We start from the raw sequence: 23,682 nt of genomic DNA on the forward strand, positions 1-23,682 counted from the left end.
GCCTTAAACGTCGAAAACCTGAATGTGTGCTATGTGCATCGCGTCGCTCGATGCCAGCTCCGTCATCCCGTGTGCATCCGAGACCCCGTTAATGACCTGGCCATTGCGCAGCGTGATCTTGTACGGGCGATTCGGCACGGGATGCGTGCCGTCGTCACCGTCGGTGCCGGGGTACCGCAAGCGGAACTTCTGATCGGCACCGGCGCGATTGAAGGCCGGCGGCGCAACGTGGTCCGTGTTCGGGCCGACGAAATCATGTCCCGCCGTGTGCGCGGTGAACGCACCGTCGGAACCGACCTCGACACCGCCACCGACTTTCACGTAGCTTCCGTCTTCCGCGACGAGCCGGATCGACTTGCCCGAGATCAACACCTCGTCGCCGACCGACATGATCTGGATGCCCTTCTGGGCAGTCGCCGAAAGCGTGTCCTGTTGCGCCTGCAAGACCACTGGGCCTTCACCGGCAATCGCGCGGACGCCTTCTCCGCGCCCGAACAGGTGGATGCCCTGGCCAGCCGTCGTGATCACGCGCTGACCACCGGCGAATTGCAGGTTCTGCCGCGCGATCTGATCGATGTTCTCGCCGGCGTAGGTCACGTAAGTCTTCGGGGTGATATTGAGCGCACCCGCCTTTGCGCCGAATGCCATCAGCGCCTGAGAGTCGCCTGCGTCGGCGTTCGACGCACGATCGTCGCCTGAAGCGTGGCCGCCCGGCGTCCATCCCTTGAAGGCGGTCACGACAGCTTGCTGCCCCGTCGCATCGGTCGCCGTGCCGCCGTGCTGTCCGGCGTAATCTCCCAACGCCTTGAACAGCTCCGCGCATTCGCCGAGCAACTCGACGAGTTCATCGCGGTCAAGCTGTCCGCCGCTCGCCTGTGTACGCGCGTAAGTCGTCAGAAGCATCCCTTGCGCCGCGCGCAACGCGGCTGCCGCGTCCGTGCGCAATTCGGCGCCTTGGCCGCGGTCTGCACCCCGTCCGTCGTCGCGTGGTTGCGTCAGGTAGCCGAGATTCAACTGGCTATGCGCATGCTCCGATGCAAGCTGCGCGCTGATTTGCTGCGGTGTGTCGTCGAGACGAAGCTGGTTGTAGCGCTGCCCCTTGATTTCCTTCGTCTTGATACCGGACAGAAAGCGATTGCCCGGCAGACTGCCCGTATGAGTGAAGCTCGCCGGCATGTTCGCGCCGTTTGCCAGCACGCCGATGATGACCAGCCTGTCCGGATCCCCGCCGAGGCTCCCGAGCAGAACTTCAGTGCCCACCCGCGGCAAGAAAGTCTCGCCGAAATTCGGCCCGGCCAGACTGGATGCCACGCGGATCGGTGCGCTATCGCTCTCGTTGCTGTTCGTTCCGGCACCCTGCGCATGCGCATGATCGCGGGAATCCTGACCGAGAATCTGCACGAACACGCAGCCATTCTCGTCGCAACTGACCTCCTCCCCCTCGACCCCGACCACGCGTCCGGTGATCAGCGGCGTCGGCGGGAGATCGATCTTCGGATCATAAAGCGGCGTGAGCGGCGTGCCGCGCGGCACGCACGAGAATGCATTCTCGTAGCGCGTATCCTGCCCGGACGGGTCGCCATCGGTCATCGTTCGCGGCCGTTCAAGCGTATGACTAGCGGCGAACAACGCCTGCGCACGCTCGTTCAACCCTTTGGGCAGATTGTTCCAGACCTCGTGGTGCAGCGACGTGATCACGAATTGCTGCGTGTCGGACGAGAGCATGCCCCACTCGTCATCTCCGGCAATCGTGATCCACGACCCGACTGCGAGGTCGCGAATGCCGCTTACGCCGTCGTATCGGACCGCCTGCGCTTCGTGAGCCAGAATGCGGTCTTCCGTCATCCGCTCGTGGTCCGCCCAAGAATCCGCCATATGCGGGACGTCGATCACGATGTCCGTCAGCAATTTCGCGAGATCGTTAGCCGATTCGCCCTGATCGATTTTCGTCGATGCGCTCGACTGGTCCACGCGGGCATAGCGGTAGTCCCACGAAGGTCGAGCCGATTCCCCTGAAATCAGTTGCTGGCGCATGGTCAGCGCGGTGATGGTGTCGCGCTGTTCCGTTCCGGCATCACGCGGATGAACGCGGACCGTACCTGCGGTGCACTCGCTCAGTTTTTGCGGGTCGTCGCAGAACACCAACGTATGCACGGGAGGATCGCCGTCTTTCGTCTCGCCGCTTGCCCGTCCGGCGCGCACGAACATCGTGATGCCGTCGCGGCGCGCGATTCGGGAGATGAAACGGGCGTCGGTTTCGTTGACCTGGCGTACGAAGGACCGACTTGGATAGCGTGATCTGTCGAGTTGGGACAGGTCGAACTCGAACGCCTGTGCGAGAGCCACGCTGCGCTGTCGCCATTCGCTCAGGACGATCCCGAGTACATCGACAACGCTCACGTGACGGAAGATGCGAGAGTTGGTGCGCTTTTGCAGCAGGTTCACCGCGTCGATCACGGTGAACTGGTAAACCGTCAGTTCCCCGTCGGTCCGCCCGATCTGTACGGCGCTGACGATTGCATTGATGGCATGCACTTGCCCGCGATCGGTAACTATACCGACTGAAACCGGCGTACCGATGAAAAGCTTCGGAGACAGATCACTCTGTTGCGAAATGCAGGTCAGGTAACCGTTGATGCCGGTCATCATGCTTTCGTGGATGCTCGCGTGCTGCAACGCGATTTTCGACTCCAGCGCATGCTGCGCCTTGCCCCAATTCAGCACGACGGGCCGCTGATTCGCATCGATTCCCGATACGAAATTGCGAAACGACTCTCGGATATTCACGACGGTCTCTCAGTTTGATTCGTTATCGGCCGCCGAATGTTGCTTCTCTATAGAAGGCTGGCAGTTCCGCGCGATTTTACCAAAACATCACACGAAGGTAACAATGTCATAACCCCATTGGCAATTTTTTACATTATTCGACGAAGAACACTAATTTCGGCCGCGCCGGTCCGCGTTGGGCGCGCCCTCACATCACTTCGCGAGACCTGGTGCACTCAGTCGGCGCCGAACCCGTAACCATACCCGTCGAGTCTGCGACGTCGATCCCTCGCTGCCGTATCACAGCACCGATCCTCATGTAAGTTCGCAAAAAAGTCATCTCGACGGTCCATGCAAATCAATGGCTTGGTTACTTTTCTGCGAATTCCCTTGCGAGGAAGTGACAGAAAAGTCGACCTCTGAAAAAGGAGAATCCAATAACTCCACAATCCGAGACAGGGGAATGCCATACGGCGAGACGGTTCCGCTAAGCCGCATCCCAGCTTCGATGCTCTGCCGGGTCGAGGTACACGGACCGAAAGTACATTCTCAAGTGCTATAGACGTGCGTATGGTGTCTTATCAACAGCCAAGCGAGCTTCATACGCACTCGGCGTAGTCACGCTCCCCTTGCAGTCATTGTCGAGGCGCCCGGTCGATGCAGCCGCGCGTGCCTATATCGACGACGCCATATCGATATCGATTACGGCGAGGCTGGGCGGCAATCCGTTCGAGCAGCCGCGCTTCGTTCGTTCAGTTATCCAATTCATCAAACGCGTAACCGCACCGGCGCGTTGCGGGGACACGGTCGTCGCAAGCGGCATGAGCCTGCATGCCGGCGGGCAAAACGGCATCTCGTTGTCGTATTGCTCCCTCTCCTCCGCGTCACCGGCACTCGTCTGACTCCAATAATCTCCCTTGACACCCTATCTTTCGATATATATCTTTAGATATGTTTTACGATATATAGGACACGATCATGCGACACAACCCCTCCCGCGGCCATGCCCGATGCGACGGTCATGGTGCGCATGCCGGCCCTGACTGGTTCGCCGGCCTCTGGCACGCGATCGGCCGCCACCGTCGCGGCCACGACCCGTTTGGCGGCGGCGGTCCGTTCGGCGGCCGTGGCGGACGCGGCGGCTTTGGCGATTTCGGCGACGACGGCATGCCGCGCGGCCGCCAGTTCAGCTCCGACGATCTCCAGTTGCTGCTGCTCGCGCTCGTCGCCGAGCAGCCGAGCCACGGCTACGAGCTGATCAAGGCGCTCGACACGCGCTCGAACGGCTTCTACAGCCCGAGCCCCGGCATGGTGTATCCGGCGCTCACGTATCTCGAGGAAGTGGGCTTCGTCGCGTCGCAGGCGGAAGGCAATCGCAAGCGCTATGCACTGACCGATGCCGGCCGCGCGCATCTCGACGCGCAGCGCGAACGCGTCGACACGCTGTTCGCGCGCCTCACGCACCTCGCCCGCAAGATGGAATTCATGCGCCGCGCGTTCGCCGGTGAATCGGCGGGCAGCGAAGCACCGGACGACGCACAGCCCGGCTGGCTTCCTGAGTTCGTCGACGCGCGTCTCGCGCTCAAGCGGGCGCTGCTGCACAAGAGCGCCGCCGATGCCGACGAACAGCGGCGCATCGCGGCGATCATGCGCCGCGCGACGGCCGAAATCGAAGGCGGCACCGGCGCGTAATCCGCGCCGCCTCGTCAAAACCTAAGGAGTACGGATTGATGCAGAACACATCCGAGCGCACCGTGACCCGCGTGCGCCATACCCTCAAGTTCCGCCTGCTGCAGGTCGTGCGCGTGCACGCCGTGACGCCGCATCTGCTGCGCGTCACGCTCAGCGGCCCCGACCTCGCTGATTTCGAATCGTCGTCGTTCGACGACCACGTGAAGGTGTTTTTCCCGCCGCCCGGCGCCGAGCAGCCCGCGATGCCGACGCTCGGCGCGAACGGCCCCGAGTTTCCCGAAGGCGAACCGAAGCCGGTCGCGCGCGACTTCACGCCGCGCCGCTTCGACCGCGCCGCCTGCGAACTCGATCTGGAATTCGTGCTGAATCATCCGGGCCCCGCATCGCAGTGGGCGGCGCAGGCTCGCGTCGGCCAATGGCTCGGCATCGGCGGCCCGCGCGGTTCGTTCGTGGTCCCGATCGATTTCGACTGGCATCTGCTGATCGGCGACGATACGGCGCTGCCGGCGATCGCGCGGCGTCTCGAGCAGCTGCCGGCCGGCGCCCGTGCGGCGGTCGTGCTGGAAGTCGCGGATCGCACCGCGCAGATCTCGTTCGATACGCGCGCCGACGTGCATGAAATCTGGCGCTTTCGCGCCGAAGCCGACGCGGCGGACGGCGACGCCCTGCTGAATGCGGTGCGCGAACTGCCGCTGCCGTCCTCCGGCGACGGTTATGTCTGGGCGGCGGGTGAAGCGCAGTCGATGCGCGCGGTGCGTCTGCACCTGACCGGCGAGCGCGGCATCGACAAGTCGCGCATCCGCGCGGCGGCATACTGGAAGCGCGGTGCGGCGGCCGTGCACGAAACGCTGGAAGACTGACGCGAACGGGCGCCCGCGCATCGGCGGGCTTGGCATCGGCGGGGCGGCTGGTATATATGTATGTCTGCGACGCCGCTGTCGGGCGACAGCCGCCGCAGCCCGCCCAGGAGCGCCCGGTCATGACAAGAGAAAGCCACGCTTCGCCTTTCCTTCGCCACCTGAAGATCGCCGGCTATTGCAGCCTGGCGGCCGTCGTGCTCGCGCTGTTCGTCGCGATGTGCGCGATCCTGAAGGAAAGTTCTCTCGAACGCGACGCCGCCCGGCACCCGGGCGAAACGCCCGAACTGCACGAAGCAGGCGACGGCACGCCGGCATCGGCCGACGCGGTCAAGACGCCCGGTTGATGGCGTCCGGCCCGCACTTCTCCCGCTTGGTTCTCTCAGGGCGTGCGCTCGCGCCCCATCATCACCGCGTGCACCACGTCGCCGATCCGTTCGAGCAGCTCGACCACGCGTTGCCCGTACAGGTGCGCGGCCAGCGCGCCGGCCGTGCCGACCAGCACGCCACCGGCCATGTCGAACGGCCAGTGCACGCCCGCATACACCCGACCCCATGCAATCGCGACGGCCATCGCAGCCATCACGAACCCGGTCAGCCGCGTGGTGCCGGCGAGCATCATGCCGACGGCGAGACTCCACGCGAACGTCATGTGATCGCTCGGAAACGAGCTGTCCGGCGCATGCGGAATCAGTTGCGTGCCGACGCCGGCCATGAACGGCCGCGGCGAGAACCAGAAATGCCCGAGCACCTGCGCGAGCGCCAGCGCCACGCATGTGCCGACGCCGGCTTCGATCGCCTGGCGCCGCGTCGGGCGCTCGCCGAAGATCCAGGTCAGCAGCAGCATCGCAGGCAGCGCATAGACGAGCCAGTCGGCGGCGAAGATCGCGAGGCGGGCAACGCCGGGGTGCGGCGCGGCGCCGGCATTGATGGCGGAAAACAGGGTGAGATTGAGGTTCTGCATGAATCCGGTTGCGTGGGGCGTAATGAGTGGACCGGCCGTGCCGGTCGGAGGCAAACGATGCTAGGGCGCACCCGCTTAAGCGTTGCTTAATGCGTCGGCCTACCGGTGATCAGGGTCGGCCCGTGCGCCGCGCGCGAACGCACTTAGAGCCCGCACTGCAACACAAGTTCACACAATTGACACATCCGCGCGCGACCGTCTCCCGTAAAAACTCACCAACCCTCCCGTAAAGCCTCACCTGTTTCACATCGTGGTGTCATTGATGCGTGCGAACTTCGGGCCGCCGGGCGCCATCCACCCCCGTTTGTGCCGCCCGCCTCAATATTTAGGCGGCAAATGAATCGAAATCGGCAACAATTAATTCCATATGCGGCATCGCACAACGGCGACGCACAGGCATACGATTACGACCAATCATCCACGAAGCGATCAACACCAAGGAGTCCGCATGAAAATCAGCGATGTCCGATCGAACGCGTTTGCGATGCCGTTGACCAGCCCTGCTTTCCCGATGGGGCCGTACCGTTTCGTCGATCGTGAGTTTTTGATCATCACGTATCGCACCGATCCGGACCGTCTGCGCGAGATTGTCCCCGAGCCGCTGCAGATCACCGAGCCGCTCGTGCATTACGAATTCATTCGCATGGCCGATTCGACCGGCTTCGGCGACTACACCGAAAGCGGCCAGGTGATCCCCGTCGAATACAACGGCCAGGCCGGCGGCTACACGCTCGCGATGTATCTCGACGATCACCCGCCGATCGCCGGCGGCCGCGAGCTGTGGGGCTTCCCGAAGAAGCTCGCGTCGCCCACGCTGCACGTGAACACCGATCACATCCTGGGCACGCTCGACTACGGCAAGGTGCGCGTCGCGACCGGCACAATGGGCTACAAGCACAAGGAACTCGACATCGAAGAGCAGGCGAAACGCCTCGCCGGCCCGAACTTCCTGCTGAAGATCATCCCGCACGTCGACGGCACCGCACGCGTGTGCGAACTGGTGCGCTACTACATGCAGGACATCAAGATGAAGGGCGCGTGGACGGGCCCCGCGTCGCTCGAGCTGGCACCGCACGCACTTGCGCCGGTGGCCGACCTGCCGGTGCTCGAGATCGTCGAAGCCCGCCACATCGTCGCGGATTTGACACTCGGCCTCGGCGAAGTCGTCTACGATTATCTGGCTCAGTAACACGTCCGCAGTCCTTTCTCCCTGTCAATCCTTTCACCACGGGAAATTCGAAATGAGCAACCTGAATGGCAAGACCGCAGTCGTCACGGGCGCCGCAAGCGGCATCGGCAAGGAAATCGCACTGGAGCTCGCCAAGGCGGGCGCGGCCGTCGCGATCGCCGACCTGAACCAGGACGGCGCGAACGCGGTTGCCGACGAGATCAACAAGGCAGGCGGCAAGGCGATCGGCGTCGCGATGGACGTGACCAACGAGGACGCCGTAAATAGCGGCATCGACAAGGTCGCCGAAGCGTTCGGCTCGATCGACATCCTCGTGTCGAATGCCGGCATCCAGATCGTCAATCCGATCGAGAATTACTCGTTCTCCGACTGGAAGAAGATGCAGGCGATCCACGTCGACGGCGCGTTCCTGACGACGAAGGCCGCGCTCAAGCACATGTACAAGGATGATCGCGGCGGCGTCGTGATCTACATGGGTTCGGTGCACTCGCACGAAGCGTCGCCGCTGAAGTCGGCCTACGTGACGGCCAAGCACGGTCTGCTCGGCCTGGCGCGCGTGCTGGCGAAGGAAGGCGCGAAGCACAACGTGCGCTCGCACGTCGTGTGTCCGGGCTTCGTGCGCACGCCGCTCGTCGACAAGCAGATTCCGGAGCAGGCGAAGGAGCTCGGGATCAGCGAAGAGGAAGTGATCAAGAAGGTGATGCTCGGCAACACGGTCGACGGCGTGTTCACGACGGTGCAGGACGTCGCGCAGACGGTGCTGTTCCTGTCGGCGTTCCCGAGCGCCGCGCTCACGGGGCAGTCGTTCATCGTCAGCCACGGCTGGTTCATGCAGTAATGTCTTCGCCTCCCTGACGGGAGGCGATTCCCGCACCACCGCCCATTCTCAAGACTCACGATGGCATGACGTCGATCGACGTCACGCCATCCGTCTCCGCCATCAACGGCGGATTTCTCGGAGCAACTGATGAAACCGCACGCGCGTACAGAAAAGCAGGCCGTCGATGCGGCGGACCTGCATCACGAGGCCGGCGCACCGGCCGCTGCGCGGTCGCTGCCATACGAAACGATCGCGCTCGTCCTGCAAGGCGGCGGCGCGCTCGGCGCGTATCAGGCCGGCGTGTTCGAAGGGCTGCACGAAGCGAACGTTCCGCTCGACTGGATCGCAGGCATCTCGATCGGCGCGCTCAACACCGCGCTGATCGCCGGCAACGCGCCCGAACATCGCGTCGAGCGGCTGCGCGAATTCTGGGAAACGATCTGCCAGCCGGCGTTCTTTCCCGCGATGCCGGCCGCGTTCGAATTCGCGCTGTTCAACAGCATCGACCAGATCCGCACGTTCTTCACCGCGTCGCAGGCCGCGAGCGCGATGATGCAGGGCCAGCAGGGTTTCTTCGTGCCGCGTTTCCCGCCGCCGATGCCGGGCGTGTCCGATCATCCGGAAAAGATCAGCTGGTACGACACGTCGGCGTTGCGCGCGACGCTGCTGAAGCTGTGCGATTTCGACCGGATCAATTCGGGCGAGACGCGCGTGTCGGTCGGCGCGGTCAACGTCGGCACCGGCAACTTCGTGTACTTCGACAACTCGCGCATTCGCCTCACGCCCGAGCACTTCATGGCATCCGGCGCGCTGCCGCCCGCGTTCCCGCCCGTCGAGATCGACGGCGAGTACTACTGGGACGGCGGCGTCGTGTCGAACACGCCGCTGATGGAAGTGCTGCGCGCGCGTCCGCGCCGCGACACGCTCGCGTTCCAGGTCGATCTGTGGAGCGCACGCGGGCCGCTGCCGCGCACGATGGCCGATGTCGCGGAACGCACGAAGGACGTGCAGTATTCGAGCCGCACGCGTTTCGTCACCGACACGCTGCAGCGCGAACAGCGCTACCGCAACGTGCTGCGCCACGTGCTCGAGCAGGTGCCGGAAGAGCAGCGCAAGAACGACCCGTGGTGCGTCGAGGCTGACGCGATGTCGAGCGGGAAGAAGTACAACATCCAGCACCTGATCTATCAGCAGAAGGCATACGAGCACCACTACAAGGACTATCAGTTCGGTCTGTCGACGATGCGCGACCACTGGTCCGCGGGTCTCGACGACATCCGCAAGACGCTCGCGGTCAAGGACGGCCTCGCGCTGCCCGTCAACGACGCGGGCTTCGTCACGCACGACATTCACCGCCGCCGGTAATGCCGTGTGCGGCGGACCGGCGCGCTGCCTGCGCCGGTCCGTCCTCTTTTCCGATTCGACATGCCGATTTTCATTGCGCTGTTCGCGCTCATCGCCATTGGCTGGGGCGCGGTTCACCTGTTTCACGTCATCGCCGCGCAGTTCGGCCAGCCGGTCGCGATCGCGGCCGCCGTGCTCGCCGGCGCCATCCTGATCGCGCTGATCGTGTGGTGGATCAAACGCCGCCGCGACATCGCGCCGAACACGAAAGAACAAGGCTGGACCCACATCGTGCATCGCGCATGGGGCGAGGTGCGCGTGTCCGCGTCGCAGGGGCTGCTGTGGCTGTCGCAAGACGGCGCGGACGGCCGCTATACGCTGTCGCAGCTCGATGGCTGCGAGGCCGCGCCGATCGACGGCCGCTGGCATCTGGTCGTGCGCGTGCGCGACGCGGTGCGCGGCGAATGGAAGCTGCCGATGATGGACAAGCGCGATGCGCGACGCTGGGCGCGCGTGCTGATGCTCGCGAAGGACAACCGCCTGTAACGGGCCCGAGCCGCGTGCCGGCGCCGGCACAAGCCGGCCCGCATGTGGCCGCACCGGGCGACAGGCTGAAGCGTTCGGCCTCGCGCATGCCGCGTCCGCTCGAGTCGGCACCGCGGCGTGCGTCCCGAGCGGCGGCGCGATTCCCTATCGCGCGCCGAGCGCCCATAACGCGTCGAGCACGTGCTGTGTCGAGCGCTCGACCGGGCCGACCCGATGCGCGATACCCAGTTCCCGCCACAACGCCGGACGCAGCGGCCGCATGACGATGCGTGCGTCGGGCGGCGGGGCGCCCGCCTCGTGCGGCAGCAGCGTCGCGCCGTAACCCGCGGCGACCAGACTCTTGATCGCATCGTTGTAGTTGAGTTCGATGCGCGGCTCGGGCCGATGGCCGCCGAGCGCGAACCATTCCGTCGTGAGCCGCGACAGGCGGGTGGTCGCATCGTTGAGAATCAGCGGACGCGTGGCCAGATAGGCCGGCGTCACACGCGCCGGCAGTCGCCAGTCCGCGGGCAGGAAAGCCAGCACCGGATCGCGCCGCCACGCGCGGATCGACAGCCCCGCGACCGCCGGCTGCGGCAACGCGACCAGCCCGACGTCGAGCGTGCCCTGCGCAATGCGCGCCAGCGTGTCTTGCGACGTGAGCACCGCGATCTGGACGTCGATATCCGGATGCCGCTCGCGCAACCGGGCCACCGCCTGCGGCAACAGATGGGCGATCGCCCCGGTCGACGCGCCGAGGCGCACACGCCCGGTCAGCCCCTGCACTTGCCGCTCCACGTCGTCGAGCGTCGACTCGACCTCGGCCAGCAGACGGCGCGCCCGCTCCACCAGCACGGCACCGATGGTCGACGGCTGCACGTTGCCGCGCGTGCGCGACAGCAACGGCGCGCCGATGCGACTTTCGAGTTCGGCGACATGAAGACTGACCGTCGGCGGCGCCAGATGAAGCAGTTGCGCGGCGGCCACGAACGATCCCTGGTCGGCAATCGCGACCAGCGTACGCAATCGGTCCAGGCTGATCTCGCGCATGCGCCTCCTCTCGTTCAGGAAAACTGAATCCAGCAATCAGGAAATTCAACTTTTCCTATTCTAGGCGTTCGGCGGACGATACGGCTTTCCCGATGCCCGAAACGAGGAACGCGACCATCATGAGCCTCCCCATTGTCTACATCGACGGCGACCAAGGTACGACCGGATTGCAGATCCACGAGCGCCTGCGGGATCGCACCGACCTGCGGCTCGTCACGCTGCCGGATGCCGAACGCAAGGACCCCGCACGGCGCGCCGAAGCCATCAACGCATCCGATATCGCGATTCTGTGCCTGCCGGACGCCGCGGCGCGCGAAGCGGTCGGCTTCATCCGGAATCCGGCGGTACGCGTGATCGACTCGAGTTCGGCCCATCGCACCGAACCGGATTGGGTCTACGGTTTTCCCGAGATGGTCGACGGACACGCGCAGACAATCGCGCACGCGCGGCGCGTCACCAATCCGGGCTGCTATCCGACCGGCGCGATTGGTCTCCTTCGGCCGCTGCAACAGGCGGGCCTGCTGCCGCGCGATTACCCGGTGAGCATCCATGCGGTGTCCGGTTACTCGGGCGGCGGGCGGACCGCCGTCGACGCGTTCGAATCGAACGACGCCGCACGCGCGCAACCGCTTCAGGTCTACGGCCTCGCGCTCGCGCACAAGCATGTGCCCGAGATCCAGCTGCATGCCGGGCTCGCACACCGTCCGCTGTTCGTGCCGGCTTACGGCGCCTATCGGCAGGGCATCGTGCTGACCGTGCCGATCGAGCTGCGGCTGCTGCCGGCCGGCGTGACCGGTGAGGCGCTGCACGCGTGTCTCGCGCACCATTACGCCGGCGCGCGCCACGTCGAGGTCACGCCGCTCGCGGACACGCGCGCGATCACGCATCTCGATCCGCAAGCGCTGAACGGCTCGAACGACCTGCGGCTCAGCGTGTTCGTCAATGCCGATCACGGTCAGGTGCTGCTGGCCGCCGTGTTCGACAATCTGGGCAAAGGGGCCTCCGGCGCGGCCGTGCAGAATCTCGACCTGATGCTCGGTGCGGCGAGCGCGGCGAAAGCGGCATAAACCGCGCGCGGGCACCATCGTCGGCCGGCCCGACGCATCGCGGTCGCCGATGCGTCGGTGCCTGCTGAACGCAGCGGCTCGCGACGCGGCTGTATGCCGTAAACGGGTGCTTGCCGATGCGCCGCACATGCCCCCGTAAAAGCTCACCTTTGGCCGATTTCAGCCCGCATCGTCGCTCGCCGCGGCATTCAACCCGGCGAGCGCCTCCACCAGAAAATCGACGCACACGCGCACCTTCGCCGACGCCGCGACGCGTTCCGGATACACGGCCCAGATGTTCGCCGGCTGAATCGCGTCCGGCAGCACGCGACAGAGCTCGCCGCGCTTGATCAGCGGCGCCGCTTCCCAGATCGAACGCAGCACGATCCCGCGTCCGGCCAGCGCCCATTGCACGGCCACCTCGCCGTGGTTCGTCGACAGCGCGCCGCCGACCTTCACTGTTGCCGTTTCCCCGCGCACGTTCAACCGCCAGACGCCGAACGGATGGTCGCGCTCCTTGATTGCGAGACAGTCGTGCGACGCGAGATCCGCGAGCGTGCGCGGCGTGCCGCGCCGGGCGAGATAGTCGGGCGACGCGCACAGCACGCGATGGTTGGTGGCAAGGCGGCGCGCGATCAGGTGATCGGCGATCTCGTCGCCGATACGCACGTCGAGGTCGTAGCCTTCGCCCGCGACGTCGACGAGCCGGTCGAACAGATCGAGCCGCACGTTGAGCTGCGGATAGCGCGCGGAGAAGTCGAGCAGCGCCGGCGCGACGACATGGCGGCCGAAGCCGAAGCTGCTCGAGATGCGCAGCGTGCCGCGCGGCACCGTGCGCGTGGTCGACACGTCCTCGACGAGATGATCGACGTCGTCGAGAATCTTCTCGGCACGCGCGAACACGCGCTCGCCGGCTTCCGTGACCGTCACGCGACGCGTCGAGCGATGCAGCAGGCGCGTGCCGAGCTGCGCCTCGAGCAGCGCGATGCGCTTGCTCACGTACGCGGGCGATACCGCGAGCTGCTCGGCGGCCGCGCTGAAGCTCGTCAGGCGGACGACCAGGCTGAACACGCGCAGGTCGTCGAGATTCGGCGATTTATTCACGATTCGTGTAAAGTCGATTAACCTTTCGCGTGATTTTAATCTGATTGGAAATAAATAAAATGGCGTCATGTTCCGCCGCGCATGCTGCCGGCGGGCCGACCAGCCAAGGAGGCTTGCATGAGCGACAAGACGTACAGGATTGCCGTCATCCCCGGTGACGGCATCGGCCGTGAAGTGATGCCCGAGGGCCTGCGCGCACTCGACGCCGTGGCCGCGCGCTTCGGCATCCGCTTCCAGTTCGAGCAGATCGACTGGGCGAGCTGCGATTACTACGCGCAGCACGGCAAGATGATGCCGGACGACTGGAAGGCGCAGCTGTCGGGCATGGACGCGATCCTGTTCGGCGCGGTCGGCTGGCCCGCGACGGTGCCCGATCACATTTCGCTGTGGGGTTCGCTGCTGAAGTTCCGCCGCGAGTTCGACCAGTACATCAACCTGCGGCCCGCGCGCCTGTTCGACGGCGTGCCGTCGCCGCTGGCCGGCCGCAAGGCGGGCGACATCGACTTCATGATCGTGCGCGAGAACACCGAGGGCGAATATTCGTCCGTCGGCGGCACGATGTTCGAAGGCACCGAGCGCGAAGTGGTCATGCAGCAGTCGATCTTCACGCGCCACGGCACCGAGCGCGTGCTGAAGTTCGCGTTCGAGCTCGCCCAGCGCCGCGCGAAGCGGCTGACCGTCGCGACGAAGAGCAACGGCATCGCGATCAGCATGCCGTGGTGGGACGCGCGCGCGGCCGAAATGGGCGAGCGTTATCCCGAGATCGCCGTGGACAAGCAGCACATCGACATCCTGTGCGCGCGCTTCGTGCTGCAGCCCGACCGCTTCGACGTCGTCGTCGCGTCGAACCTGTTCGGCGACATCCTTTCCGATCTCGGGCCGGCCTGCACGGGCACGATCGGTATCGCGCCGTCGGCGAACCTCAACCCCGATCGCACCTTTCCGTCGCTGTTCGAACCGGTGCACGGCTCCGCACCGGACATCACGGGCCAGTACATCGCGAACCCGATTGCCATGATCTGGTCGGCGGCGCTGATGCTCGACTTCCTCGGCAACGGCGCCGGGCGCGAGCGCGAAGCGCACGACACGATCGTCGCGGCGATCGAGGACGTGCTGCGCACCGGGCCGCGCACGCGCGATCTGGGCGGCCAGGCAGGAACGCGGGAAGTCGGTGAGGCGATCGCGGCGCGCATCGCCGGCTGACGGAACGATGTGAAGGGGTGCGCCAGGTGGTCGATGGATGTCGTGTTCGAGGGTGAGCAACACGACTGACTGCCGCGCACCTTTGTCAATTCCGATGCGTGCGTGTGCGTGTGCGTGTGCGTGTGCGTGTGCGTGTGCGTGTGCGTGTGCGTGTGCCGTTGTCGATTTCGAGCGGTGAGTTGCGTCGCACATCGACGCACACCGATTGAATCTCACCGTGCGTTTGCGAAGGTGCCGCGGATACCGCGTTCGAATCACGTGCGCTTCGCATGCGAACGGCAACCGATCACGCACGTCAATGCGTGCGGTACTTCCGTCAGCGCATTCGCACCCCTTCCCTGCGACGATTGATCGGTGAGATGCAGAGCGGGAAGAATCACACCGTTCCGCACAAAATGCTCCATCTCCCGTAAACACTCACCTCAGTACGCAGCTCCCGTATTTCCTCACCATTGAGCACAGGAGACACGCTCGATGCATGATCGAGCACGTCCACGCGTCGTCATCGTGCTGCGTCACAGCCCGAGATCGGACAGGCTGGGATGATCGTCCGGACGGCGGCCGAGCGGCCAGTGGTACAGGCGATCCGCTTCGCGAATCGGCAGGTCGTTGATGCTCGCGTGGCGATGCGCCATCAATCCGTTTTCGTCGAACTCCCAGTTCTCGTTCCCGTATGAGCGGAACCAGTTACCCGCGTCGTCATGCCATTCGTATGCGAAACGCACCGCAATGCGATTGCCGCCGAACGCCCACAGCTCCTTGATCAACCGATAGTCGAGCTCGCGCGTCCATTTCCGCTGCAGCAGGCCGACGATCTCGTCGCGGCCCGTCACGAACTCCGCGCGATTGCGCCACTGGCTCTGGGGCGTATAGGCGAGCGAGACGCGCTGCGGGTCGCGCGTGTTCCACGCATCTTCGGCGGCGCGCACTTTCTGGCGCGCCGTGTCGAGCGTGAACGGCGGAACGGGGGGACGAACTTCGGGGGAAGCGGACATGGAATGCTCCTGTTCAAGGTTCTGGCTGCGCACGAACGCAACCGGTTGGGATGCACTACTTCGACGCTCGAGACACCGTATCGAGCAAGAGTTCTGCCGTTGCGCGCGCATCGCGCGCGGCGGTCGCATCGCCACTGACGAGCGCCACGCCGATCGCCCCGTCGATCAGCACCAGCCATTGACGCGCGAGGCGGGCCAGCCTGCGACGTTCGATCTCGGCGTCGTCGGCGTACGCGTCGAAACGCTCGCGCACGAACGCCAGCAGGCGCGCCTTGTGCATACGCGCGACGACGCGCACGGGATCGTCGGCGTCGGCAATCTCGCCGGATGCGTTCAGGAACGCGTAGCCGTGAAAATCGGGTTGCGCGAACCAGTCGCGCAGCACATCGAACATGCCGAGCAAGTGCGCGCGCGGCGACTTGCCGCGCGAGAGCGTGGCATCGACGAACCAGCGCATCCAGCGTTCGTCACGGCGCTCGAGCGCGGCGACGACCAGCGCCTCCTTCGATTCGAAATGCGAATAAAAGCTCTTTCGCGCGGCGCCGGACCGCTTCACGATCGCGTCGACACCCGTGGCGTGGATGCCGCCCGAGTAGATCAGCGCTTCGGCCGCGTCGAGCAACCGGTCGCGAACGGCCGGTTCGCCGGAGAGGTCATCATGTGTGTTCATGGGTTTACGGTAGAACGATCGTTCTCCTGCATCAATACCCGTGCGAAATGGCCTTGTCGGCGGGAGGGCCGGACGCGCCTGGTTCCGATCGCGGGCGGCGGTGGTTCGTCGTGTCGAGTGTGCAGTTCGAACCGCGATGGTTGAACGGTGAGGGGATCAAATAGCGGGCAGCGCACCGATCGATGTCGACCGGCAGCCTGACGGGTGAGTTCGCACGTCATTGATCGCCTCACGCATCGAGGCTGCGGTGAGATTGCACTGCGTGGTGATGTGCTGCCGATGTGTCGCGGCGGGAACAAAGCAAAGCCGTCGCAAGCGGATGATGCGGCTGGGGCTCGCGATTCAAGCGCGGCAAGCGAAAAACGGAAGGGCAGGAAGAAAGATACGCGCCAGACGACGCGACAGAAGGGACGAGCGTGCGGCCTCGATGGGTGAGGTGCGCGCGATTGCATGTCACCGATGCGTCCAGCGGAATCGACGCGTGATCGCCCTCGTTTCGCAAACGAGAAGGTGCGTGCCACCCGCGGCATTACGCGCCCAAACGCGCCATCAAAGCGCGATCGAGCCGCCATTCGGCACGCGAGCACAGCTCCCGAATAATCTCACCTTACGCGTTTGTCGAAGCCGAACGGCCCCGCAAACGCTCGTGCCGACACGCGCGGGGCAGCCGGCAAACGCGCCGCGCTGCCCCACTGGCACTCAGACCGTCCAGTCGAGAATCACCTTGCCGCTTTCGCCGGACAGCATCGCGGCGAAGCCTTTCTCGTAATCGTCGGCCGCAAAGTGATGCGTGATGATCGGCGACAGATCGAGACCGCTTTGCAGCATCGCGACCATCTTGTACCAGGTCTCGAACATCTCGCGACCGTAGATGCCCTTGATCTCGAGCCCCTTGAAGATCACCTGGTTCCAGTCGATCGCCGTCTGTGCGGGCGGAATGCCGAGCAGCGCGACCTTGCCGCCGTGATTCATCGCCTCGAGCATGCTCGTGAACGCGCTCGGCACGCCCGACATCTCGAGGCCGACGTCGAAGCCTTCCGTCATGCGCAGGTCGGCCATCACGTCGCGCAGCGACTCGCGCGCGACGTTGACCGCGCGCGTCGCACCCATCTTGCGCGCGAGTTCGAGCCGATAGTCGTTGATGTCGGTGATCACGACGTTGCGTGCGCCGACATGCTTCGCGATCGCGACGGCCATGACGCCGATCGGGCCCGCGCCGGTGATCAGCACGTCCTCGCCGACGAGATTGAACGACAGCGCCGTGTGCGTCGCGTTGCCGAACGGATCGAAGATCGACGCGAGATCGTCGGAAATCTCGGGCGGGATCTTGAACGCGTTGAACGCGGGAATCGCCAGATACTCGGCGAACGCGCCCTCGCGATTCACGCCGACGCCGACGGTGTTGCGGCACAGATGCCGGCGCCCCGCGCGACAGTTGCGGCAGAAACCGCACGTGATGTGGCCTTCGCCGGACACGCGATCGCCGATCGCGAAGCCGCGCACTTCCTGTCCCATCTCTACGATCTCGCCGACGTATTCGTGACCGACGTGCATCGGCACGGGAATCGTCTTCTGCGCCCAGTCGTCCCACTTCCAGATATGGATGTCGGTGCCGCAGATCGCCGTGCGGCGAATCTTGATCAGCACGTCGTTGTGTCCGACTTCGGGGCGCTTCACGCGGGTGAGCGTGAGGCCCGGGCCGCGTTCGAGCTTTGCCAGTGCTTTCATGGTCGCGCCTCCGTCAGATGATGCCGAGCGACTTGCCGACGCGCACGAACGCGGCGACCGTCTGATCGATCTGTTCGGGGGTATGCGCGGCGCTCATCTGCGTGCGGATGCGCGCGCGACCGCGCGGCACGACCGGGAACGAGAAGCCGATCACATAGACGCCTTCGGCGAGCAACTTGTCGGCCATGTTCGTCGCGAGCTGCGCGTCGCCGAGCATCACCGGGATGATCGGATGCGCGCCCGGCACGAGCGTGAAACCCGCGGCGGTCATCTGCTCGCGGAACCGCACGCCGTTCTCGCGCACGCGCTCGCGCAACTTCGCGCCTTCGTCGCTGCCGAGCAGCTCCAGCACCTTCAGCGATGCCGCGGCGATGCTCGGCGTCAGCGTGTTCGAGAACAGGTACGGGCGCGAACGCTGGCGCAGCAGCTCGATCACCTCGCGACGCGCGGCGACATAGCCGCCCGATGCGCCGCCCAGCGCCTTGCCGAGCGTGCCGGTGATGATGTCGACGCGACCGTCGACGCCGCAGTGCTCGGGCGTGCCGCGGCCGTGCGCGCCGATGAAGCCGACCGCGTGCGAGTCGTCGACCATCACGAGTGCGCCATAACGATCGGCGAGGTCGCAGATGCCTTTCAGGTCGGCGATGATGCCGTCCATCGAGAACACGCCGTCGGTCGCGATCAGCTTGTGACGCGCGCCCGCTGCGTCGGCTTCCTTCAGCTTCGCCTCGAGGTCCGACAGGTCATTGTTCTTGTAACGGAAACGCTTCGCCTTGCAGAGGCGGATGCCGTCGATGATGCTCGCATGGTTCAGCTCGTCGCTGATCACCGCGTCGTTCTCGTCGAGCAGCGTCTCGAACAGGCCGCCGTTCGCATCGAAGCAGCTCGAATAGAGGATGCTGTCCTCGGTGCCGAGAAACGACGCCAGCGCGCTTTCGAGCTGCTTGTGCACGGTTTGCGTGCCGCAGATGAAGCGCACCGATGCCATGCCGAAGCCGTCCTGGTCGAGACCGGCCTGCGCCGCGGCGATCAGGCGCGGATCGTTCGCCAGGCCCAGATAGTTGTTCGCGCAGAAATTCAGCACGCCGGCACCGCCGGCAAGCCGCACGGCCGCCGCCTGGGGACTCGCGATCTCGCGCTCGGTCTTGTAAAAACCGTCCGCGCGGATCTGGTCGAGCGTCCCGCGCACCTGGGCGAGAAAGGCATCACGCATCGCAAAGCTCCTGACAGGGATTCGCATTCCGCAGTGCCCCGCTCGTGGCGGAGGCGCAACGGCCTGCTACTGTTATAGTCGGTCGTTCGGTTGACCGCATTTATCCAATATTCCGAACTAGAATTCGAAATACCGAACAACTCTAAGCGAACGGAAACCAAATGGCAAGTTCCTCCGCGTCGCGGCGCACGCCTGCCGCCGCCGCACCGCAGTCGCCGGGCGTGACGCCGCCGCGAGTCGGCGAGCAAATCCAGCGCCTGCGCAACGAGCGCAAGCTGACGCTCGACGACCTGTCGCGCGCGGCCGGCGTATCGAAGTCGATGCTCTCCGAGATCGAGCGCGACAAGGCCAATCCGACGATCGCGGTAGCGTGGCGGCTCACCAACGCGCTCGGCATCACGCTCGACGAACTGTTCTCGCAACCGAAGGCGGCGGAGACGATCCGCGTGGACGGCCCGCACGACATTCCGACGCTCGCCGGTCACGACGGCCGCTATCAGTTGCGCGTATGGGGCCCGATCGACCTGGCCGGCAAGTTCGAGTGGTACGAACTGACGCTGCCGGGCGGCGGCGCGCTCGTGTCGAATGCGCATGAACCCGGCACGCGCGAGCACCTCACCGTGCTGCAGGGCGTGATGGAAATCGAAGCCGCGGCCGCGAGCCGGCGCCTGAAGTCGGGGGACACCGCACGCTACGCGGCCGACACGCCGCATGCGATCCGCAACCCCGGCAAGGCCGAGGCGCGCGCATTACTGATCGTGATTCATCGCTGAAAATGCGGATAGCTGGCCGAAAGGCCAGTTGCGGAAAATACTGTATGTTTGTACAGTATACGGACATTCCGCCATGCATGGCCGGGGTCGGCGCACCGAGGCGCCCGCGCCGGTCGACAGGAGCCTGCGATGACAGAAGAACAAGATTTGGCCGCGCTCAGCTTCAAGGCTGCCGCGCACGACCTCGAGCTGATCGTCCGCCATATAGCCGCGCGCTACATCCGTCAGCGCGTCCCGCTGTCGTGGCGCCTGCTGCACGCCATCGAAGCCGAGGCGCTCGCCGATCTCGGCTTTGCCAGCCGGCACGACGCCGGCATGCGTCAACTGTTCGAACGGCCGTCGGACATGACCTTTCCCGAAACGGACGATCCGATCGACTTCGGCCGGTCGAATGCGCTGCCCGCCGTCTTCTCGTTCGCGGTCCTCGCATATGAAGCCGCGGCGCGGTCGCAGGAAGCCGCGCCCCACGAGCGCGTTCAACGTCCGTCCAAGGCATGGGGCGACTGACGCCCCGCCCGGATCGTCCGACACGGCGGCCGGCTTCTGCATCCTGCTGCCCGCGATGTTGCGCAAAGGGCTACCATATACGCAACTAACGGAATAAATAACATGTCCCTTCCCACGCCCTCCGACACCCCAGCACGCCCGGAAGAAAAGGATCTGTTCGACCGCGGCGCATCCGACTGGATCCTGTCGCCCGAAACCGCATTCGACGCATGGCTTGCCATGCAGGACTACCGCCGTTCGTCAGCCGACGTCTATCGCGCACAATGGGGTGCCTTTCTCACGTGGCTGCGTGCACACCAGAAAAACCTGGCGACGGTCGATACCGCATCGATCGCGAACTTCGTCGGCGAGCTGCCTATCCGGAAAACGCAGCGGATGCGCTACCTGCGGCTGATCGAGCGCGTGCTCGACCACATCCGGCGCACCGAGCTCGCGTCCACCAACCCAGCCCGCTTCATTGCTCAGGATGGCGAAGCGAACTGGCGCCAGGCACGCGACAACGAGCCGACCGGTTTCCTGACGCCGGCCGAACGCGCGAAGTTGCTGGCCTACCTGTTTTCGCCGATCGGTGTATCGGGCTCCGCCTACTGGAAAGAGCGGCGCGACCGCGCGCTCGTCGCTGCGTTTCTCGGTGCCGGCGTGAAGACCGGCGAAGCACGTGCGCTCACCATTAGTTGCATCAACACGAGCGGAACGTCGCTGCAGATCCCGTCGACGCATCCGGATTTCGCGCGCGAAACCCATCTGGCGTCGTTCGCAATCGCGTTGCTCGAAGCGTGGCTCGTGGAGCGCAAGCGTCAGGAGATTCCCGGCGAGCTCGTGTTTCCGGCGTCGCACGCCGGGCGGCCGATGCACAAGGCGACGATGCTGCGCGCGATCGATGCGATCGTCGAATCGGCGGGGCTCACGTCGTCGCGCACCGCGCGCGCGAGTCCGCAAACGCTGCGCAACACGTATGCGGCCGAACTGTTCGAACACGACGTGCCGCCCGAGCGGGTCGGCAAATGGCTCGGCTTCATGCGGCCGATCTCGTCGAACCGCCTGCATCGCGCGTGGAAAAACTGGCGCGATGATCTCGTGAATGGTGACGCGTCCGACCACGACGAAACTCACTGATGCCGAGCCCGCTGCTCACGCGACATGATCCGTGAGCAGCCTTGTGCGGCGTAGCCTCACCGTTTCACAGCTCCCGAAAAACCTCACCTCACGCGTCCCGGATTACCTCACCTGTGCGATCGCTGTGCCGGCTGACGCATCAGTCGCGTGCAAAACGCGCGATCGCTTCGAATCGGGAAGGCCACGGCCCCGACGCATGTTCGCATTCGGGGCACGATACTTCGAACCCGTCGTCGCCTTGCGCCAGTTCCGGTTCACCGTCGCAATGCGGGCACTGGCTCGGCACCGGAACTTCGTGGTCCAGCGACGTACCGATCGCGGCATACGCGTCCGCATCCAGTTGACCCGCAGCGGCCAAGCGCCGGATCAGCGCGGCAATTTCCGGATTCATCCCTTGGCTCGCACGCAGCATATTCGCGTCGCGCGTCGCGCGTTCCAGTTCATCGCCCTGGCTGCGCAACTGCTCCTCGAGCCGGTCGGCACGGGCCTTGGCCGAACTCAATTGCTGAAGGAAATCGAATTCCTTGCGCTGCACGTCGCGCAAACCGCTCTGGTAGGTCGACGCCATGCTGCGCAGCGAGTCCAGCTCGACCAGCATCGGTTTGACGCGCCGCTCGGCTTCGGCCACCGCATCCTTGATCTGCTGCGCATAGTGTTCGGTGCGCTGCTGCAATTCTGCTTGCAGCGTATCGATGCGGTCGCGCAGCGCGGCGTTCTGCGTCTGTTCGGCGTCGACGCGGGCGGCCATCGCGGCCAGTTCCTTTTCGAGTCGGGCGATCGTGGTGAGCAGCGTCGCTTCGTTTGCCGAACCGTGCGTCGATTGCGAGGCTAGCTGCACTTCGAGCTCGGTCACGCGCGCCTGCAGCTGGTCGTTGCGGGTTTCACTACGCGTCAGCGCGCCTTCGAGTGTTTCCTGGCGAACAGCGGCGTCGCGCAGCCGCTGTTCCGCATCGCTCACGCCGGCGCGAATCTGTTCGCGGTCGACGTCGAGGCTTTCCCTCGCCGCCTTCAATGCTTCTTCATATAGTGCGCCGAGCAATGCGCCGGCCTTTTCCTCGACCGCTTTCGGAATCGCCGCGCCGTCGAGCCGGACTTTCGACGCGGAACGGATCCGTTCCCAGAAATGGTCGATGTCCTTCGGAATGTCGCTGGCACTGCCGGTCTGGGTCAGATCACGGACGTTGGCGGCCGACGGCCGGATGCCAAGATCGAAGAACAGGCGCTTGCACGCATGCAGCGACAACTCCTGGCGGCGTGCGCCGCTCGCGCGGAGCGATTCCAGTTCTTCCCGAATGGCTTCACGCATTTCATCCAGCGTCATGACAAGGCTCACGGACATTGAGATGTTGCGATCATAACGAAATACGTATTTTTTGATACTTGTTTTGGTCGACCGTGGCGAATTTACGTCGCTGTGCACAGAAATCGGGGCTGTGAGCCGATTCGGTCGAAGCAGCTCTCCAATTCCGTGAAACAAAGCGAAGAAAACGAGCCAAGTCCTTGTACTGAAAGCGTTTTGGAGCAGACCCCGAAAAAGTGCATTTGTTTCACATGCCGAGCGTCATCGTAGCCCGTCGGTGTTCAGGGTTTGGGGTCTCTGTGGAAAACTCGGCGGCCGATGTCTTGAGAGTATTAGAAGTAAACACCCTTGAACCCTTAGTTAAAAACGTTAACGCCACGGCACAGCCTTATGTACCAAGGCTTTCCGGCCGACAAGGTGAAGTTTTACGGGAACCAAGGTGATGTTCTGCGGGAGCTGAAGTGATGGGGTTCAGGGAACTGCGTGAGCCGATGCAGGAAAGGTCGTGAGCGGATTCGGGATCACAGTGAAACACGAGATTTCCCAAAGGTGAGGTTTTTCGGGGCCACACAGCCGCAGAACCCGCGCTGTGCCTGAGCGCACAGTTTTCTGCCTGTGCAGACACAGGTGAGAATTTGCAGGACCTTCTTCGCGCCCTCATTCTGCCCATCTTTTGGGCAATTTTCGTGAAAGGTGAGGTTTCACGGGACGCCACAGGGATTTGCTGTGAGGGTTTCCGGGAAACGACCGTCATTTTGCACCGCAAAGGTGCCCTGTGGAGCCTGTGAAGCCCCAAAGGTGAGGCTTTTCGGGAGCGAAA

21 protein-coding genes are annotated in these 23,682 nt (G+C 64.6%); 12 read left to right on the forward strand and 9 right to left on the reverse strand.

Translation table 11 applies throughout. The features are described 5' to 3' along the window. Window positions 1-3 precede the first annotated feature (3 nt). Window positions 4-2,787 (reverse strand): type VI secretion system Vgr family protein, encoded by a 2,784-nt coding sequence (locus tag ACVK00_RS05220; RefSeq protein WP_228908704.1) that lies wholly within the window; start codon window positions 2,785-2,787, stop codon window positions 4-6. A gap of 957 nt (window positions 2,788-3,744) precedes the next feature. Between ACVK00_RS05220 and ACVK00_RS05225 the strand changes: the two genes are divergently transcribed. From ACVK00_RS05225 to ACVK00_RS05235, 3 genes are all read left to right on the forward strand, one after another. After that, window positions 3,745-4,458: a PadR family transcriptional regulator gene (locus ACVK00_RS05225; protein WP_228908703.1), complete on the forward strand. Its 714-nt coding sequence runs from the start codon at window positions 3,745-3,747 to the stop codon at window positions 4,456-4,458. Window positions 4,459-4,496: 38 nt separating this feature from the next. Further along, a complete protein-coding gene (locus tag ACVK00_RS05230) occupies window positions 4,497-5,318 on the forward strand; it encodes a siderophore-interacting protein (RefSeq protein ID WP_228908702.1) in 822 nt (273 codons plus the stop codon). Window positions 5,319-5,437: 119 nt separating this feature from the next. Beyond that, window positions 5,438-5,662 carry a hypothetical protein gene (locus ACVK00_RS05235; RefSeq protein WP_228908701.1) on the forward strand — a complete coding sequence of 75 codons (225 nt, stop codon included), beginning with the start codon at window positions 5,438-5,440 and terminating at the stop codon, window positions 5,660-5,662. A gap of 35 nt (window positions 5,663-5,697) precedes the next feature. On the opposite strand, the gene ACVK00_RS05240 is transcribed toward ACVK00_RS05235, so the two are convergent. Beyond that, a complete protein-coding gene (locus tag ACVK00_RS05240; protein ID WP_166726439.1) occupies window positions 5,698-6,279 on the reverse strand; it encodes an undecaprenyl-diphosphatase in 582 nt (193 codons plus the stop codon). A gap of 448 nt (window positions 6,280-6,727) precedes the next feature. On the opposite strand from ACVK00_RS05240, the gene ACVK00_RS05245 reads away from it, so the two are divergent. The 4 genes from ACVK00_RS05245 (at window position 6,728) to ACVK00_RS05260 (ending at window position 10,178) form a co-directional block, all read left to right on the forward strand. Continuing rightward, window positions 6,728-7,468: an acetoacetate decarboxylase gene (locus ACVK00_RS05245; protein ID WP_006755415.1), complete on the forward strand. Its 741-nt coding sequence runs from the start codon at window positions 6,728-6,730 to the stop codon at window positions 7,466-7,468. A 52-nt stretch (window positions 7,469-7,520) separates the two neighbouring features. Continuing rightward, window positions 7,521-8,306 carry a 3-hydroxybutyrate dehydrogenase gene (locus tag ACVK00_RS05250; protein WP_105788036.1) on the forward strand — a complete coding sequence of 262 codons (786 nt, stop codon included), beginning with the start codon at window positions 7,521-7,523 and terminating at the stop codon, window positions 8,304-8,306. A gap of 129 nt (window positions 8,307-8,435) precedes the next feature. Next, window positions 8,436-9,653 (forward strand): patatin-like phospholipase family protein, encoded by a 1,218-nt coding sequence (locus ACVK00_RS05255; RefSeq protein ID WP_166725198.1) that lies wholly within the window; start codon window positions 8,436-8,438, stop codon window positions 9,651-9,653. Between the two features lie 60 nt (window positions 9,654-9,713). Continuing rightward, window positions 9,714-10,178 (forward strand): signal peptide protein, encoded by a 465-nt coding sequence (locus tag ACVK00_RS05260; protein WP_284901560.1) that lies wholly within the window; start codon window positions 9,714-9,716, stop codon window positions 10,176-10,178. A 144-nt stretch (window positions 10,179-10,322) separates the two neighbouring features. On the opposite strand, the gene ACVK00_RS05265 is transcribed toward ACVK00_RS05260, so the two are convergent. Beyond that, on the reverse strand, window positions 10,323-11,207 hold the full coding sequence (locus tag ACVK00_RS05265; protein ID WP_012365043.1) for a LysR family transcriptional regulator: 885 nt from the start codon (window positions 11,205-11,207) through the stop codon (window positions 10,323-10,325). Between the two features lie 119 nt (window positions 11,208-11,326). Between ACVK00_RS05265 and argC the strand changes: the two genes are divergently transcribed. Next, complete coding sequence (gene argC, locus ACVK00_RS05270) at window positions 11,327-12,274, forward strand: N-acetyl-gamma-glutamyl-phosphate reductase (protein WP_284901563.1); 948 nt, start codon at window positions 11,327-11,329, stop codon at window positions 12,272-12,274. A gap of 159 nt (window positions 12,275-12,433) precedes the next feature. Here argC and ACVK00_RS05275 read toward each other — a convergent pair whose 3' ends face one another. Further along, window positions 12,434-13,357 carry a LysR substrate-binding domain-containing protein gene (locus ACVK00_RS05275; protein ID WP_228908695.1) on the reverse strand — a complete coding sequence of 308 codons (924 nt, stop codon included), beginning with the start codon at window positions 13,355-13,357 and terminating at the stop codon, window positions 12,434-12,436. Between the two features lie 117 nt (window positions 13,358-13,474). Here ACVK00_RS05275 and ACVK00_RS05280 point away from each other — a divergent pair, with 117 nt between their 5' ends. Beyond that, window positions 13,475-14,560 carry a tartrate dehydrogenase gene (locus ACVK00_RS05280; protein ID WP_284901566.1) on the forward strand — a complete coding sequence of 362 codons (1,086 nt, stop codon included), beginning with the start codon at window positions 13,475-13,477 and terminating at the stop codon, window positions 14,558-14,560. Window positions 14,561-15,075: 515 nt separating this feature from the next. Here the strand turns inward: ACVK00_RS05280 and ACVK00_RS05285 are convergent. The 4 genes from ACVK00_RS05285 to ACVK00_RS05300 form a co-directional block, all read right to left on the reverse strand. Next, window positions 15,076-15,555: a nuclear transport factor 2 family protein gene (locus ACVK00_RS05285; RefSeq protein WP_011659911.1), complete on the reverse strand. Its 480-nt coding sequence runs from the start codon at window positions 15,553-15,555 to the stop codon at window positions 15,076-15,078. A gap of 55 nt (window positions 15,556-15,610) precedes the next feature. Next, on the reverse strand, window positions 15,611-16,225 hold the full coding sequence (locus tag ACVK00_RS05290; protein WP_354123220.1) for a TetR/AcrR family transcriptional regulator: 615 nt from the start codon (window positions 16,223-16,225) through the stop codon (window positions 15,611-15,613). A 699-nt stretch (window positions 16,226-16,924) separates the two neighbouring features. Beyond that, on the reverse strand, window positions 16,925-17,953 hold the full coding sequence (tdh, locus tag ACVK00_RS05295; protein ID WP_228908692.1) for an L-threonine 3-dehydrogenase: 1,029 nt from the start codon (window positions 17,951-17,953) through the stop codon (window positions 16,925-16,927). 13 nt (window positions 17,954-17,966) lie between these two features. Then, the gene (locus tag ACVK00_RS05300; RefSeq protein ID WP_284901572.1) at window positions 17,967-19,166 is read right to left on the reverse strand and encodes a glycine C-acetyltransferase; all 1,200 of its coding nucleotides are present in this window, start codon (window positions 19,164-19,166) and stop codon (window positions 17,967-17,969) included. Window positions 19,167-19,327: 161 nt separating this feature from the next. Between ACVK00_RS05300 and ACVK00_RS05305 the strand changes: the two genes are divergently transcribed. The 3 genes from ACVK00_RS05305 to ACVK00_RS05315 all read left to right on the forward strand — a co-directional run bounded on the left by ACVK00_RS05305 (window position 19,328) and on the right by ACVK00_RS05315 (window position 21,562). Continuing rightward, complete coding sequence (locus ACVK00_RS05305) at window positions 19,328-19,939, forward strand: helix-turn-helix domain-containing protein (RefSeq protein WP_284901574.1); 612 nt, start codon at window positions 19,328-19,330, stop codon at window positions 19,937-19,939. Window positions 19,940-20,068: 129 nt separating this feature from the next. Then, window positions 20,069-20,446 (forward strand): DUF2471 family protein, encoded by a 378-nt coding sequence (locus ACVK00_RS05310; protein WP_284901576.1) that lies wholly within the window; start codon window positions 20,069-20,071, stop codon window positions 20,444-20,446. 102 nt (window positions 20,447-20,548) lie between these two features. After that, window positions 20,549-21,562 (forward strand): tyrosine-type recombinase/integrase, encoded by a 1,014-nt coding sequence (locus ACVK00_RS05315; RefSeq protein ID WP_228908688.1) that lies wholly within the window; start codon window positions 20,549-20,551, stop codon window positions 21,560-21,562. Between the two features lie 139 nt (window positions 21,563-21,701). Here the strand turns inward: ACVK00_RS05315 and ACVK00_RS05320 are convergent, their stop codons facing one another. Next, window positions 21,702-22,883: a DNA-binding protein gene (locus ACVK00_RS05320; RefSeq protein ID WP_228910030.1), complete on the reverse strand. Its 1,182-nt coding sequence runs from the start codon at window positions 22,881-22,883 to the stop codon at window positions 21,702-21,704. Window positions 22,884-23,682: the final 799 nt, after the last annotated feature.

Source organism: Burkholderia sp. PvR073 (genome assembly GCF_054055695.1).

What these genes read in the sequence shown, in the direction of transcription:
- ACVK00_RS05250 (WP_105788036.1), top strand. Translation starts at nt 7,521, where the DNA reads ATGAGCAACCTGAATGGCAAGACCGCAGTCGTCACGGGCGCCGCAAGC.
- ACVK00_RS05320 (WP_228910030.1), bottom strand. Translation starts at nt 22,883, where the DNA reads ATGACGCTGGATGAAATGCGTGAAGCCATTCGGGAAGAACTGGAATCG.
- ACVK00_RS05285 (WP_011659911.1), bottom strand. Translation starts at nt 15,555, where the DNA reads ATGTCCGCTTCCCCCGAAGTTCGTCCCCCCGTTCCGCCGTTCACGCTC.
- ACVK00_RS05310 (WP_284901576.1), top strand. Translation starts at nt 20,069, where the DNA reads ATGACAGAAGAACAAGATTTGGCCGCGCTCAGCTTCAAGGCTGCCGCG.
- ACVK00_RS05225 (WP_228908703.1), top strand. Translation starts at nt 3,745, where the DNA reads ATGCGACACAACCCCTCCCGCGGCCATGCCCGATGCGACGGTCATGGT.
- ACVK00_RS05260 (WP_284901560.1), top strand. Translation starts at nt 9,714, where the DNA reads ATGCCGATTTTCATTGCGCTGTTCGCGCTCATCGCCATTGGCTGGGGC.
- ACVK00_RS05240 (WP_166726439.1), bottom strand. Translation starts at nt 6,279, where the DNA reads ATGCAGAACCTCAATCTCACCCTGTTTTCCGCCATCAATGCCGGCGCC.
- ACVK00_RS05245 (WP_006755415.1), top strand. Translation starts at nt 6,728, where the DNA reads ATGAAAATCAGCGATGTCCGATCGAACGCGTTTGCGATGCCGTTGACC.
- ACVK00_RS05280 (WP_284901566.1), top strand. Translation starts at nt 13,475, where the DNA reads ATGAGCGACAAGACGTACAGGATTGCCGTCATCCCCGGTGACGGCATC.
- ACVK00_RS05300 (WP_284901572.1), bottom strand. Translation starts at nt 19,166, where the DNA reads ATGCGTGATGCCTTTCTCGCCCAGGTGCGCGGGACGCTCGACCAGATC.
- ACVK00_RS05290 (WP_354123220.1), bottom strand. Translation starts at nt 16,225, where the DNA reads ATGAACACACATGATGACCTCTCCGGCGAACCGGCCGTTCGCGACCGG.
- ACVK00_RS05230 (WP_228908702.1), top strand. Translation starts at nt 4,497, where the DNA reads ATGCAGAACACATCCGAGCGCACCGTGACCCGCGTGCGCCATACCCTC.
- ACVK00_RS05235 (WP_228908701.1), top strand. Translation starts at nt 5,438, where the DNA reads ATGACAAGAGAAAGCCACGCTTCGCCTTTCCTTCGCCACCTGAAGATC.
- tdh (WP_228908692.1), bottom strand. Translation starts at nt 17,953, where the DNA reads ATGAAAGCACTGGCAAAGCTCGAACGCGGCCCGGGCCTCACGCTCACC.
- ACVK00_RS05255 (WP_166725198.1), top strand. Translation starts at nt 8,436, where the DNA reads ATGAAACCGCACGCGCGTACAGAAAAGCAGGCCGTCGATGCGGCGGAC.
- ACVK00_RS05265 (WP_012365043.1), bottom strand. Translation starts at nt 11,207, where the DNA reads ATGCGCGAGATCAGCCTGGACCGATTGCGTACGCTGGTCGCGATTGCC.
- ACVK00_RS05315 (WP_228908688.1), top strand. Translation starts at nt 20,549, where the DNA reads ATGTCCCTTCCCACGCCCTCCGACACCCCAGCACGCCCGGAAGAAAAG.
- ACVK00_RS05305 (WP_284901574.1), top strand. Translation starts at nt 19,328, where the DNA reads ATGGCAAGTTCCTCCGCGTCGCGGCGCACGCCTGCCGCCGCCGCACCG.
- argC (WP_284901563.1), top strand. Translation starts at nt 11,327, where the DNA reads ATGAGCCTCCCCATTGTCTACATCGACGGCGACCAAGGTACGACCGGA.